The sequence below is a fragment of the Paenibacillus montanisoli genome, assembly GCF_003268025.1.
GTDB classification, from domain to species: domain Bacteria; phylum Bacillota; class Bacilli; order Paenibacillales; family Paenibacillaceae; genus Paenibacillus_Z; species Paenibacillus_Z montanisoli.
In genome coordinates, this window is record NZ_QLUW01000001.1 from 738971 (window position 1) to 752824 (window position 13854).

Consider the following 13854-nt stretch of genomic DNA (forward strand, 5'->3'; position numbering starts at 1 on the left):
AAGCCTGGCGAGTAACCGCCAGGCCTTCTGTATCCTATCCCAGTAAAACCTTCTCGACTTCAAGTTCGTAGCCATCCGGCGCCGATATCTCTAATTCTAGGGTAGAAGGCGCGACTACGCGAAGCTGCATCGTTTTCGACGACTCATTGACCTTCCAAGAGACGTCGATGCGGCCGCTGCCCGGAAGCGGTACGGTACCGCGCGCCCATTCAAGGCCGACAGGCTTCGGCGCTACGGCAACCTTCGTCCAGCCCGGCGTCAGCCCGCGCACCCCAAGCACCTCGGAGCCGAGGAAGTACACCGGACCGGCAGACCATGCGTGGCAATGGCTGCGCGTGAGCATTTTGGCATTGATCGTAATATTGCTGGACGGGTAGACTTCCCATACCGAAGTGGCGCCTTGATCGACCATGACGCCGTATTGCTGCAGAATATCTGCGGCCAGCGTATCCTGCATTCCCAGCTTCACTAGCGCTTCATGGTAGAAGAAGGACATGAACGGGCTGCCGATCTGGACGAAATCGGCAGGCGGCTCGACAATGTAGCGCTGCAGCACCTGTGCGCGCTCCTCCGTCGGAATTCCGCATAGGCAAGCCACGACTTGCGTCTGCATGCTAAGCGTCGACGATGGACGTCCGTCAGCATGGATACAGTCGAGGTACGCTTGGCGGCTTTCATCCCACAGCCCGTCATTGATGGCATTGCGAAGCGGTGCGGCACGTTCCGCGAACGCTTCGCCAATCGCATGCTCCCCGGCAGCATCGGCGAGCTGAGCGGCATCGCGAAGCGCTTTGACCAGGAACATGTTCTGCGGCGCTACGACGCCGTCGCCCGGCTGCTCGAACGGAGCCCAGTCGAGCAAATTCCAGCCTCGCATATTCAGCAGGCCGCGGTTATCGAGCTTCTGCAAGTAATGCTCCAGCGTAAACCGGACATGCGGCCACATCTCGTTGGCAAACGACCCATTGCCCGTAAATTGGTAGTGCTCGAGACAAGCCGATACCCAGAAGAACGTCCAATTCGGGATGACGCTGCTCCAGCCGCTAGGTACCTGATCGCCGAAGAGCGGCGATTGGAAGGCGGAGCCCGGTACGAGGCGCAGACACCGCTCTACGATTTCGGCCGATCCGAACGCATAGTAGTTGATAAGCGAAGCATTGCGGGCATCGCCGACCCAATACGTCTGCTCGAAGGCCGGGCAATCGACGAACGTATCCTCCATGCACAGGCGCGTCGTATCCCGGCTGATCCGCCAAATTTCATTCAGCTTGGCATTGCTCGAGTGGAAGGTGCCGACATTGGCAACCGGATAGCTGCTCTGCAGCAGCTTGATGTCATAGAGCTTAACAGGTCTGCTTGCGCCCCGAACCGTGAGCGCGAGATAACGAAAGCCGCGCCGCACGACCGAAACATAGGACTGCCAGCCTTCCCGGCACGTGTAACGGAACGTATTATCGAGCTCGAACGTGTACTGCCGCCAGCCGTCGCGCATGTACTCGAAGCCGTAGCCGTCAATGATCGTGCCTTCCGCGGCTTCGATTGTAAACGCGAGATAACCGGACAATTCCCGGCCAAAATCAATCAAAATCTCCGTATCGAGCTCAGCATGCACCGGGATGACGCCGGCATCGGCGCCTGCCACGACGGCATGCTGCAATTGAGCCGGAACCGGCTGCGGCTTGTCGACGATACGCCATGCTGTCTGGCTGTATACGTCGGAGAAGTGAACAAGCTGCTCCGGGATTGGTTTCACCCATTCCGCATACTCGCTCAGCTGATCGGCCGTGTCGATTTGCTTGATCGCCTCGTAGAGAGGCTGCTCCACCGCAAGCGATACCGCTGGCTGATGATCGATATGCTCGGCCGAGTCGAATGGCCCGATAATGGCGAAAGGTACTGCATTCGCCGGCTCCGCGCTGTCCGCAATCGGCGAGCGAAGCTCGAACGGCGCATCGCAGCTGATGCCGAGGTGGTAACCGTGGCCATGCGAGCCGCCGGTCAAATCAATGAGCAGAAGATGCTCGCCAGCAGTCAATTGCAGCTCCAGGAACGCATTCGGCTTTTCGCCCGAAAGGTCCCCGTCCGCATACCACTTGCCGCCGATTCGGACTCGAAACGGAATTCTGCCGTCATCGACTGATCCGATCGTAAAGGTACAAGGCTCGGACAGCGTGAGCACCGACGCCATCATGGCTACAAAGGTAATCGGATTCGCATGGTTGACGCTATCCGGTACAAGCATGGTCCTCACGTCGAAGACGGCGCTCCACGGCACCGGCCTGACGAACGACAGCTCTTCTACGCGGGCAGGGTAAACCGGCTCTTCCGTCAGATACGGAATGGACCGCGGCACGAGGCTTGTCCACGGCGCCATGCCAGCGCTGCCGATGGCCGTAGCCTGCTCCCAAGCGGAATCGTCAAACGAAGCTTCCGTCCAAGCGTCGCTCCAGCTTCTCGCGTCGTAACGCTCCGTAAACGGAAGCTGGCAGGAGATCCGAGAGGACGAAGCATCGTAAGCAAGATGCACCGAAGTCTTCCAAGAAGCATCGGTTCGCTCAATCACGGCTCCGCTTCCTGTCTCCAGCTGAAGCAGCAGGCCGCCTCGCTCTCTTAAAGATTGAAAGGTTGCGATGCCGGCGTGCACGACCAATACGGCAATCGTGTTCGCGGCGCCATTCTGCAGCAAATGGCCGATATCATATTCGTCGTAAGCGAGCTCGAACGGCCACGAACGGACCGGACCGCGCCCGACCTGCGTACCGTTCACATAGAGCACATAACGGGTATCCGCCGTCAGCTTTACCTTTGCTTCGCGGTTGCCGTCTATTTGCCGATAATCGAAGGTTTTACGGAAGCAGCGCCACGCATTGCGCGGACTCTCTTCGCCGCTGTCCCAGATCCAGGATGCTTGCCACATGGTTAAGTGCCTCCTCAATAACTTATTCATCCTCCTCATTGTAAACGATTGCTTGAACCTAGGAAGGGTTCGATCCGGACATCTATATAGGGCATTTCGGACATTTGCCTCGTGCGTTATTTCCTTCCATCATAGTCAAGCGAAGCTTGACCGCCGGAATCGTCATGACAGGGGCAAAAAGCCCGATTATCCCGTGTATTCGGGGCGAAATTCGAGCAGAGCGGGTTATTTGGCGATAGAATGGGCCGTTAAGCGCTTACCTGGCTAACCCGCTATGATACAATGACTGCAATTGGATGGCTTGGTCGGAGGAGGACCCGTACAGATGAAGGCAACTTTGGGATTAAGATGGAATGCGATGAAAGGCAATCCGGTTCCAAAAGAAAGACAGCTCGGCAGAGAGGCCATCATTGCGCTCATCATTCATGGCTGCTTTCAATTCGGCGCTTCGATGTCGGGGCTTTTTTTGAACTTGTATTTATGGCGGCTCACGCATGATTTGGCCGTAAACGGATTTTACAATATGATCGTATTCATCTTTACGCCGGTTGCTTTCGCGCTTGGCGGCTGGATCACGAAACGCAAGGACCGTATGGTCACGTATCGGCTCGGCATTCTCATGATCGCTTTATTTTACTTGATGGTCGTCATCGCGCAGGAAAATGTCGCGGCATGGTATTTCCTGTTCGGTATTTTTCATGGGTTGGCTGCCGGCCTCTATTGGACCGGGTATCTGGTTCTCATGTACGATGTGTCGACGGAAAACAACCGAGTCCGCTTCTTGGCGATCAATATGGTCGTCTTTAACTTGGCGGGGCTGCTCGGACCGGCGCTGGCCGGGTTTATCATTCAGTTTAACGAAGGGTTAAGAGGCTATATCATCACCTTTCTTCTCGCGTTCATCATGTTTCTCGTGGCATCGGTCATCAGCTTCCGGATCCCTCTCGAGAAATCGCATCACCGCGCCTATCATCTGAACCTCGTCGGCATCGTGATGAAGAAGAACTCGCAATGGGTCGGCGGCCTGCTGGCGTTCTTCGTGCTGGGGCTGTTTCAAGGCATTATGCTGTTTCTGCCGAACATTCTGCTCTATCAAACGGTTGGCAGGGAGGACTATGTCGGCTATTTGGGCGTCTTATTCTCTGCGCTTACCGTGGCAACAGGCTACGTCATTTCACGCAAAGCCAAAAAGGAGCAGGTGCGCAAGCATGTGCTGTTCTCGACGAGCGGCATCCTGCTAGGGGCGGCTTTCTTGCTGTATGACGTAACGGCTTGGACGGTCGTTTTCTACATGGTCGCGTTCTCGATCTGCAACCCTCTGGCTGTCAACACGCTCACGTCGTATTACTACCGGTTAATCGGCAAGCTGCCGCTGAAAGGACAGCTGAAGGTAGAATCGGTAGTAATGCGCGAGGTGTTCCTAAATACGGGACGCGTGCTGTCGATTACGCTGCTGCTCTTCATGTCGAAGGATTTGGAATCGATTTGGCTTCCAATTATCGTGGCTGGAACGGCCGCGATGCAATATTTAATGTTCTGGCTGATGAAGGACTAGAGGGCGCAGCTAGCGAAGAAGTGGAGAGCATGAATCATCATCAAATTGGCCAACGGAGGATGAACATGAATCGAACCGCAGAGTGGATCAAGGCAGGCAGTATCCAGGAACTGAAGGAAAAAGGCTCGGCCGTCATCAAAGGCGGAATAGCCGTATTTTCGCATGAGGAAGGCATCTTTGCCGTCGATAACCGCTGTCCGCATCTTGGATTTCCGCTGCATATGGGCAGCTTGTGCGACGGTATCCTAACCTGTCACTGGCATCATGCCCGGTTTGACGTTTGCAGCGGCGGGACGCTCGACCCATGGGCGGACGACGTGCCGTCCTATGAGGTGAGGATCGAGGACGAGATCGTCTGGGTCAATCCCCAGCCGCGTACGGCCAACCATATTCAGAAGTATAAAGACCGGCTGATGGAAGGCTTGGAGCAAAATATTAGCATCGTCATCGCGAAAGCCGTTGTCGGTCTAGTTGAAGCGAATGTGCCCGAAGCGGAAATCGCGGCCGTCGGCATTGATTTCGGGACCCGCAGCAGCAGCGGCTGGAATGCGGGACTGACCATTCTCACGGCAATGGTCGGCATCATACCGAAGCTGGACAAGACGGGCCGGATTCTGGCGCTCTATCAGGGCTTGGTTCATGTGGCGCGCGGCAGCTCTGGCCGCGGCATTCATTATTTGCTCGGTCCTCTGCCGTCGGCGGATGTCTCGTTCGACAGGCTGGCCGGCTGGTACCGTAACTGCATCGAGGTTCGGGATACCCAAGGGGCCGAGAAGCTTCTGATTACGGCCATCGACAAGGGGATGACCCCTGAGCAGCTGGCCGATATGATGCTCGTGGCCGCTACGGATCATTTCTATCTGGATGGCGGGCATGTGTTCGATTTTCATAATAAAGCGTTTGAAGCGCTTGCGCTCGTCGGGCCTGATCGGGCGAAGCAAGTGCTGACCTCGCTCCTGCATATGATGGGCAATCCGTCTCGAAGCGAGGAGCAGCATCATTGGCAGGCGCCGATCAATTTGGTGGAGCCGGTTCAAGAGGCCGTGCAAGCGCTCGCTAATGCGAATGTAAAAGCCGTACCTGGTTTGAGCATCGATGAAAATGAAGTGCTGCAGCAGCTCTTAAGCGAGGAACCGCTCGAAACGGTAACGCTGCTGAAAGAGTTGCTGCTGGCGGGGGCATCGCCGGCCCGGCTTGCACAGCTGGTCGCGCTGGCAGCCGCCGAGCGGATCGTTCGCTTCCATACGCAAAACGATCACCGCGATTGGGTTGCGGTGCTCCACACCTTCACCTACTCGCATGCGCTTCACGTCCGGCTCCAGAAATCCGAGGAACCGTTGCAGAACCGTGCGATCTTCCACGGTGCGATGAGCGTATATCTCGATCGGTTCTTGAATGTTCCGGCAGCGAAGCGGCCGAAGGAAGCTTCCGTCGCAGCGGACAGCGCGATCGGGACGGAGCAGCTGCTGCAGCTGCTGGACCAGCGGCAGCAGGTCGACCGGGCGGCGCAGCTCGTCTACGATTACACGCAGCGAGGCAGGGCAATCGAGCCGCTGCTTAATACGCTAGGCCATGCGCTGCTGCGTGAGGATGCGGAGTTCCATACGTTCCAGATGGTGGAGGCGGCGTTCGCCGAGTACGATCAGTGGTGCGTCCGCGAGGATGAATTTGCGCTGCGTGCTCAGGAGACGATTCTCTTGGCTTGTACGAGATACTTGGCTGCTCATGCCCCGACGGCGCGAGAGCTCCCGCATACCGCCCATATCGCTTGGCGGCTCCATAGAGGGGAACGATTATTTGAAGAATAAGGCTTAGCGAAACGGAGATGAAAACGTGGCGAATCAAGCGGATTCAAATACGGCCTTGCTCATCATTGACGTGCAGACAGCCATGTTCAATGAGGAGAACCCGGTCTATGCGCATGAAGAACTGCTGACGCGAATCGGCGGCTTGCTTGCGAAGGCAAGAGCGAGCGGCGTTCCGGTTATCTATGTCCAGCATAATGAAGGAGCCGGCGAAGAGCTGGAAACGGGCTCGCCCGCATGGGAGATTCACGCTGCGATTGCGCCGGAGGAAGGCGAACCGCGGATTCAGAAGCATAAGCCGGATTCATTCGAGGATACGGATTTGCAGAGCGAATTGGCGGCGAGAGGTATCGGCAAGCTGGTCATCGCTGGCCTTCAAACGGACATGTGCGTGAATGCGACCGCAACGCGGGCGGCCGAGCTGGGGTATGCGATAACCGTGGCCGGAGACGCCCACAGCACATGGGCACAGGGGGGCCGGAGCGCGGCTGAAATTATCGAAGCGCATAATGCGCGGTTTTCCTCTTTTGCGCGAATCCAGAATTCGACGGCCATTTCATTCGAATAGAAAAAAAGCGGCTTGTCACTTCACGGAAGTGACGAGCCGCCATAATTTCAACCACTTGCTCATGTAGCCCCATTTCCCTCGCACCTGCTTCTTGGCCTCTGCCTCAGCGGCGCTCTCCGCTTCCTCAAGCAACCGTCCTCTGCATAAATTGCGCTTCAATTGGGCTTGCTCGTATTGATAGAGCTTCTCTGTCGTATACGTATTTGTGTGTTGGAACATCGTGTATTCCTCCTCTCTGGTATAGCTCAATTATGCGCTCGCTAAAAGGGGATAAAAAGTGTAGAATCTTAATTAATCACTTCCCCTTTTAATCGGGCAAAGGAGGAATTACGGTATGCAGACAGCCGCAGCAGAACGCTATTTGGATTTGTACAGCCGCTTCGCGGATGGGATGGCGGTTCAAACGCCTGTCGAAGTCTCGCTTGAGGAGCTTGCGCAAACGCTCTTTTGCACGACTCGGAACGTCAAACTCGTTCTTCGCAAAATGGAAGAAGAGGGTTGGGTCCGGTGGCAGCCGGGACGCGGGCGAGGGAACCGTTCGCAGCTTGTATTCCAGCTGGAGCGGGATACGATGCTGCTTGAGCTGGCGCAGCGGATGGCGCAGCGCGGGGAATATAAACCGGCCTTCGAGCTCATCCATACGCATGGGAAGGGATCGCCGGTGAAGGACCGCTTCTCCGAATGGCTTGAGCTTCATTTCGGCTACCGGACCGAGCTGCTGGACGGCAAGCGCCACGTCGATACGCTGCGGCTCCCCGTGCAAACCCCGATCACGACGCTCGATCCGGCCGATGTGTACTATGCGTTCGACGCGCATATGGTCCGCCAGTTATTCGATTCGCTCGTTCAGTACGATACGTCGGCGGGACGGATGATTCCGGGGCTTGCGCATGCGTGGGAGTGCAATAAGGAAGCGACGGTATGGCAGTTCCATCTTCGAAAAGGCGTCTATTTTCATCATGGCCACGAGATGACGGCCGATGACGTCATCTTCTCCTTGGAGCGGCTGCGTACGGGAAAGGCACACAGCTGGCTGCTGCGAAATGTCGTCGCGATCGAGACGGTCGGGACACGGACGATCCGCATCGAGCTCGCCAAGACGAACCGGATTTTTCACCGTTTCATGAGCTCGTCGATGGCGTCGGTTCTGCCCCGCGAATTGGTTGAGCACGACGAGGAGGCGTATTGGAAGAGCCCGTCCGGTACCGGGCCTTTCATGGCAGGCGAATGGAACGAGGACCGGTTCGTGCTGTCCGTGAATAAGAACTACTATAACGGCAGGGCGCATTTGGACGGCGTGGTGATCGCGTTCATGCCGCCTGAGCTTGGCGCTTCCTCCCGCAAATGCTGGGAGAAGCTGATATTGGATCATGATTTGCTGGACGCGAATCCGGATGAGGAATTGTGCACGTTCGAGATGCTGTGCAAAGGCTGTACCTTGCTGACGTGGAACATGAGCAAGCAAGGACCGCAGCAATCGGCCTTGTTCCGGAAGGCGATCGACCTGCTGATCGACCGGCACAGCATGATCCGGGAGTTAGGCGGTGACCGCATGTATGCGGCGCGCAGCTTTCGTCCCGACGACAATACCCCGCTGCGCAACATCCGCCATGACCCGGCGATGGCCAAAGCGCTTCTGCGTGAGGCCGGTTACGATGGCACGCCGATTACGCTGTATACGGGCAGCTTTAACCTGCGCGACGCGCAATGGATCGCGGATCGCTGCGGCGAGTACGGCATTCCTATCCTGGTGGAGCAGATTGATAACTATAAGAAGCGGGATCTGATTGACAAAGCGGATACCATTTTGTACGGCATCGTATTTGCGCAGGATGAGGTGTGCGAGATCGAATCCTATGAGCAGCACGGCAGCTTCCTAAAGGAGCATCTCCATCCGGATTTTCGGGCATGGGCCCGGGATCGGATCGATTTGGCCGTGGCGTCAAAGACGTCGGAAGAACGCCGGCTCATTCTCGGTGAAATCGAGGAGCGGCTGCGCGAAGAAGCGCATGTCGTGTTTCTGCTGCACAAGAAGACCAATGCCTCCTACCATCCCGGCATTAAGGGGATTACGATGTCGCCGCTGGGGTGGATCGATTTCAAGGATGTTTGGGTACAGAGCCATACGGGATAGAGCATACGGAACCGGGAATGAGGCATAGCCTCGCTCGGTTCCGTTTTTTTCTTGTTCGCCTTACCTACCAAATTCCGAATCGCTCTACGAACTATCTAACTATGACAAAAGCATCAGCTAGGCAGAGCTTGGAGGTACAAGAATGGGTACGAGCACGGGAACGAAAACGGTGAATAAAAGAAAGAAACGCGAAGCGTGGAAGATCATCAGTCTGGCGGTCGTTTCGGCAGCGGCTCTGCTGGTGGCGGTCGGCTGGACCGGATTCAGCATCCTGATAGCCAAGCAGGACATCTCCCTCTTAGAGAAACCGCTGCCTGCTCCAACGATTATCTATGATCAGCAAGAGAAAGAAGCGAGCAAAATTGCCTCGAATACGTTCGAGCCCGTCACGTTTGACAGGCTGCCGAAGCATCTGATCGATGCGGTGGTTGCGGTAGAGGATAAGCGGTTCTTCGAGCATGACGGGACGGATGCGTGGGGCATCGGGCGCGCGCTGCTTACCAACCTCACGAGCGGCAAGACCGTCCAAGGCGCCAGCACGATTACGCAGCAGCTCGCCAAAAACGTCTTTTTAACCCACGATCGCACATGGACGCGCAAATGGAATGAGGCGCTGCTCGCTAAGAAGATCGAGGAATCTTACGATAAACAGCAAATTATAACGATGTATCTGAATCAAATCTATTTCGGAGAAGGCGCTTGGGGAATCAAGCGGGCGGCGCAAACGTATTTTGGCAAGCAGGTCCAGGAATTGACGGTCTCGGAGTCGGCCCTGCTGGCGGGCATCATTCGAGCGCCTTCCGCGCTTTCGCCATTCAAGCATCCGGAGAAGGCCAAGGAACGCCGCAGTACGGCGCTTCAGTTGATGAAGGAGCAAGGCAAAATAAGCCCGGAGAAGTACGAGGCCGCCATGCTTGAACCGCTGCGGGTGCGCAAAAGCAAGGCGAGCCATGACGGTGGAATCAAATATCCCTATTACGTGGATCAGATCGTTCGCGAAGCCTCGGAGTTGTACGGGTTGACCGAAAACGAAGTACTGCATGGCGGGCTGCGCATTTACACGGCGCTCGATCCCCGCATGCAGGAAGCAGCCGAGCGCGTATACGCGAACGAGACGTTGTTTCCTGAGAGCAAGCCGGATCAGCTCATTCAAAGCGGCGCTGTCTTGGTCGATCCGCGGGACGGCGGCATAAAGGCGGTCATCGGCGGGAGGGGCAAACAGCCTTTCCGCGGGTTTAACCGCGCCGTTCAGCTGAAGCGGCAGCCGGGATCGACCATGAAGCCTATAGCGGTGTACACGCCGGCTTTTGAGAAAGGGTATAGCCCGTCCGATACGCTCTGGGATGTGCCGACCGACTTCGGAGGCTATGAGCCGAAAAATGCCGGAGGCGGCTATCACGGCGAGGTTACGATCTACGACTCGATCGTAAATTCCTATAATATTCCGGCTGTTCAACTGCTTAATGACATCGGCATTGACGCCGGTATGGAAGCTTCGGCAAGGTTCGGCATCGAGCTCACGGATGCGGACCGCACGCTTGGACTGGCGCTGGGCGGCCTGCAGGAAGGCGTATCGCCGCTGGATATGGCGGAAGCCTACGGCGTTTTCGCGAACGACGGCGTCCGTATGCCGGCGCATTCCATTCTGCGCATCGAATCCGCAGACGGGATCGTTTTGGCGGAGGCGGCAGAAGCCGAGGAAAACGCCTTGCAAACAACGGATGCTTCAATAGCCAGCACGATGACCGAAATGCTGGAAGGCGTTGTGCGCGAAGGGACAGGGGAAGCGGCGGCGCTCCCGGATCGTCCGGTGGCCGGCAAATCAGGAACGACGGAAGTGACCGGCGGCAACAAAGACAATTGGTTCGTCGGGTATACGCCACAGCTGGTGGGCGCTGTCTGGCTGGGCTACGACCATACGGATGCGACCCATTATTTGACGACGTCGTCGAAGGCTGCGGCTGCCGTCTTCCATGAACTGATGGGCGAAGCGCTCAAGGGCGAGCCGGTCATGGCTTTCCCAGGTGCACCCGGCTATACGAAGAAAAAGAAAGATCGTGATGAAGAAGATTGGCAAACGCAGGAGAATTCGCAGGAGTCCGACAAAGAAGAGAAGGAGCGCGAGAAAGAAGAAAGAAAGCGTGAGAAAGAGCGCGAGAAGCAAGAGGATAAAGCGGACCGCGGGCACGGGAAAGGAAAAGATAAAGAGAAAGGGAAGGGCAAGCGGGACGAGGACGAAGACAACGATGGGGATGAATTTGAAGATGAATTAGAAGATTGGGTCGGAGACTTGATGCTCTCCCCAATGCCATAGCAGCGAAAAAGCCTGTCGAGTTTGAACTCGGCAGGCTTTTATCATCTCTTACGGATGAACGCCATCCAGCTCCGGAAGCAGCGTAACGCTCTCCTGCTCGTTAGGGTCAGTCCTCGCGATGACCGCCGTGCAGGGCTCCGTCTTGGAAGGATTATAGGGCAGATGCGGAACGCCCGCTGGGATATAGAGAAAATCGCCGGTTTCGACCTCCACATGCTCCTCCAGTCGTTCCCCATACCACATGGCCGCATGGCCTGAAAGCACATAGATGGACGATTCATGGCTCTCATGCAGATGGGCCTTCGCCCGGCCGCCGGGCGGAATGGTCAGCAGGTGCATGCATAGAGCGGAGGACCCTGCAGTTTGGGCCGAGATGGCTTCTTTGTAGTCGAACCCTTGCTTGCCGGAGTAGGACCCGGAAGCTTTGATTTTAACGCAGGTTGGCTTGGCGTTCATCGCGCTCACCCTCTTTTTCGTCCGATATAAAGCAAATGCGAAGCGGTGCCGAGCAGGTAAGGATCGGCTGCCGACTCGTAAATATAATCTAGCACCCGCTCTTCTTCGCCGCGCTCGCGCCAGTAGGACCATTGCTCCTCCGTCAGCCGGCCTCCGTTGCCGGTCGAAGACACGAGATTCACCGTCTCACAGCCGCAGCGCTCGAAGAACGGGGTCACGTCTTTAATGTCGAAGAAGTACGCCCCGGTGAAGCGGCCCGGATCCGCGTGGTCGAACAAGCCGGTGCGGCTAAAATCCTCGATGGCTTCCATGTTGTCCAGCGGCCGCCACTGCGAAGGGAACATCAGCGCCGTGAGCGTCTTTCGAACGCGCGGCATGACGGCAACAAATACATTACCGCCGGGCTTGGTAACGCGCAGCAGCTCCGTGACTGCTTTGACACGCTCTTCTTCGGTTTGCAAATGATAGAGAGGTCCTAGCATTAGCGCTGCGTCGAATCCGTTATCGGCCAGGCCGTACAAGTCCATTGCGTTGCGGACCAGAAAGTCGTCGAAACGGTCTTCCAGCCCAAGCTCGTCTGCTTTAGCCCGCGCGATGTCAACCAGCTTCGGCGTCAGATCCGCAAGCGTGACGCGGTACCCGTTCCCCGCCAGCTTCATGGCGTATTTCCCCGGACCCGCGCCATTGTCCAGCACGGCTGCGCCTGCAGACGGCAAATACTTTGTTATGTAATGCCAGTTCACTTTAAACTCCAAGGGCTCGCGGTCAAGCCGCCCCCATTCGTCAAAGCCGGAATAATAGTCGATGATCGTTCCCATACCGGTCACCCCCTTCTTTTTACGATAATGAACGCACCGCCCGCGATATTCCTGCTATAATGAGAAAAATTGCTAGGGAGGCTGAAATACAATGACTATGGACTTGTATAAGCATAGATTTCCGATTGGCGAGTTTGAGTGGGAAGGCGAGATTTCGGAAGGCCAGCGGGCTGCATGGATCGAAGATATCAACGCGCTGCCGGCATTGCTGCGGTCCGCTGTCAGCGGCCTGTCCGAGGAGCAGCTGGACACGCCTTATCGCGATGGCGGCTGGACGGTGCGCCAAGTGGTGCATCATATCGCGGACAGCCATATGAACAGCTTCATCCGTTTCAAGCTGTCGCTGACGGAGGACAATCCGACGATCAGGCCTTATTACGAAGACCGCTGGGCGGAGCTAGCGGACACGAAGTCGGCGCCGATTGAGTTGTCTCTGTCGTTGATTGAAGCGCTGCATGAGCGGTGGTCGAGGCTGCTTGGAAGCCTGTCTGAAAAGGATTACTGCCGGACTTTCTTCCATCCGGAGTCCAAGCGAACCTTCCGCCTGGACTATAACCTCGGCGTCTACGCCTGGCACGGAAAACACCACCTGGCGCATATTACGGAGCTGGCGAAGCGTCTGGGATGGTAGCGGTCAAAGTTCGAAACCGGGCGTTATGCCTCTTTCTCCGACAGTTCATCGAGCGTCTTGCTGAAGCTCGGCGCCATGTAGGCAAGGAACCAATCAACCTCGGGCATGCGCAGGTCTGCGAGTTTCTGCTCGGTTTGGCCCTTGGCTACGGCAAATTCGCGGTTGCCGGACGATAGCTCGGACAAGCACTTCATGTAGGCGTCAAGCAGGTCGGCAGCTTTCACCATCTTGAGCAGCTCCTGCTGTTCGGCATCTAGCGTGCCGCCTCCGATGATAAGCGGCTCATATGCTGCCTGCAGCGGCTCCGGCACCATGCCGAGCAGCCGCTCGGCGGCAAGCGCCTCGATCTCGCGGAAATTCGCGAGCATCTTCGGGTTGTGATGCTTAACCGGCGTCGGTATATCGCCGGTGAATACCTCGGTAGCGTCGTGGAACAACGCCATCGTCACGGCTTTGTCGGCATTCAGCGAACGGGCGAACAGCTGGTTGCCGATCTCGCACAGCATATGGGCGAGCAGGGCGACATGATAGGAATGCTCGGCGACATTTTCGCGGGTCGTATTGCGCATGAGGCTCCATCTCTCAATATAGCGAAGCCGGTACATATAAGCGATAAAAGGACTGTCCATATGGCATAATACTCCTTCTGCTGCTAG

General features: G+C 56.6%; 11 protein-coding genes. 6 read left to right on the forward strand and 5 right to left on the reverse strand.

The features are described 5' to 3' along the window. Positions 1-34 precede the first annotated feature (34 nt). Positions 35-2917 (reverse strand): family 78 glycoside hydrolase catalytic domain, encoded by a 2883-nt coding sequence (locus DL346_RS03265; RefSeq protein WP_240633011.1) that lies wholly within the window; start codon positions 2915-2917, stop codon positions 35-37. Positions 2918-3242: 325 nt separating this feature from the next. Between DL346_RS03265 and DL346_RS03270 the strand changes: the two genes are divergently transcribed. The 3 genes from DL346_RS03270 (at position 3243) to DL346_RS03280 (ending at position 6845) form a co-directional block, all read left to right on the forward strand. Continuing rightward, positions 3243-4472, forward strand: a complete 1230-nt coding sequence (locus DL346_RS03270; protein WP_112880638.1) for an MFS transporter — start codon at positions 3243-3245, stop codon at positions 4470-4472. 65 nt (positions 4473-4537) lie between these two features. After that, positions 4538-6280: a Rieske (2Fe-2S) protein gene (locus DL346_RS03275; RefSeq protein WP_338066284.1), complete on the forward strand. Its 1743-nt coding sequence runs from the start codon at positions 4538-4540 to the stop codon at positions 6278-6280. A gap of 25 nt (positions 6281-6305) precedes the next feature. Further along, complete coding sequence (locus DL346_RS03280) at positions 6306-6845, forward strand: cysteine hydrolase family protein (protein WP_240633012.1); 540 nt, start codon at positions 6306-6308, stop codon at positions 6843-6845. A 15-nt stretch (positions 6846-6860) separates the two neighbouring features. Here the strand turns inward: DL346_RS03280 and DL346_RS03285 are convergent, their stop codons facing one another. Then, positions 6861-7064 carry a hypothetical protein gene (locus tag DL346_RS03285; protein WP_112880639.1) on the reverse strand — a complete coding sequence of 68 codons (204 nt, stop codon included), beginning with the start codon at positions 7062-7064 and terminating at the stop codon, positions 6861-6863. 115 nt (positions 7065-7179) lie between these two features. Between DL346_RS03285 and DL346_RS03290 the strand changes: the two genes are divergently transcribed. Both DL346_RS03290 and DL346_RS03295 read left to right on the forward strand, forming a co-directional pair. Next, the gene (locus DL346_RS03290) at positions 7180-8979 is read left to right on the forward strand and encodes an ABC transporter substrate-binding protein (RefSeq protein ID WP_112880640.1); all 1800 of its coding nucleotides are present in this window, start codon (positions 7180-7182) and stop codon (positions 8977-8979) included. Between the two features lie 142 nt (positions 8980-9121). After that, entirely contained in the window at positions 9122-11293 is a 2172-nt protein-coding gene (locus tag DL346_RS03295) for a transglycosylase domain-containing protein (RefSeq protein WP_112880641.1), read from the forward strand. A 48-nt stretch (positions 11294-11341) separates the two neighbouring features. Here the strand turns inward: DL346_RS03295 and DL346_RS03300 are convergent, their stop codons facing one another. Both DL346_RS03300 and DL346_RS03305 read right to left on the reverse strand, forming a co-directional pair. Continuing rightward, the gene (locus DL346_RS03300; protein WP_112880642.1) at positions 11342-11749 is read right to left on the reverse strand and encodes a cupin domain-containing protein; all 408 of its coding nucleotides are present in this window, start codon (positions 11747-11749) and stop codon (positions 11342-11344) included. 5 nt (positions 11750-11754) lie between these two features. Beyond that, the gene (locus DL346_RS03305) at positions 11755-12567 is read right to left on the reverse strand and encodes a class I SAM-dependent methyltransferase (RefSeq protein WP_112880643.1); all 813 of its coding nucleotides are present in this window, start codon (positions 12565-12567) and stop codon (positions 11755-11757) included. Between the two features lie 97 nt (positions 12568-12664). Between DL346_RS03305 and DL346_RS03310 the strand changes: the two genes are divergently transcribed. After that, positions 12665-13198 (forward strand): YfiT family bacillithiol transferase, encoded by a 534-nt coding sequence (locus DL346_RS03310; RefSeq protein WP_420849533.1) that lies wholly within the window; start codon positions 12665-12667, stop codon positions 13196-13198. A 23-nt stretch (positions 13199-13221) separates the two neighbouring features. On the opposite strand, the gene yfbR is transcribed toward DL346_RS03310, so the two are convergent. Further along, on the reverse strand, positions 13222-13827 hold the full coding sequence (yfbR, locus tag DL346_RS03315) for a 5'-deoxynucleotidase (protein ID WP_112880645.1): 606 nt from the start codon (positions 13825-13827) through the stop codon (positions 13222-13224). Positions 13828-13854 lie beyond the last annotated feature (27 nt).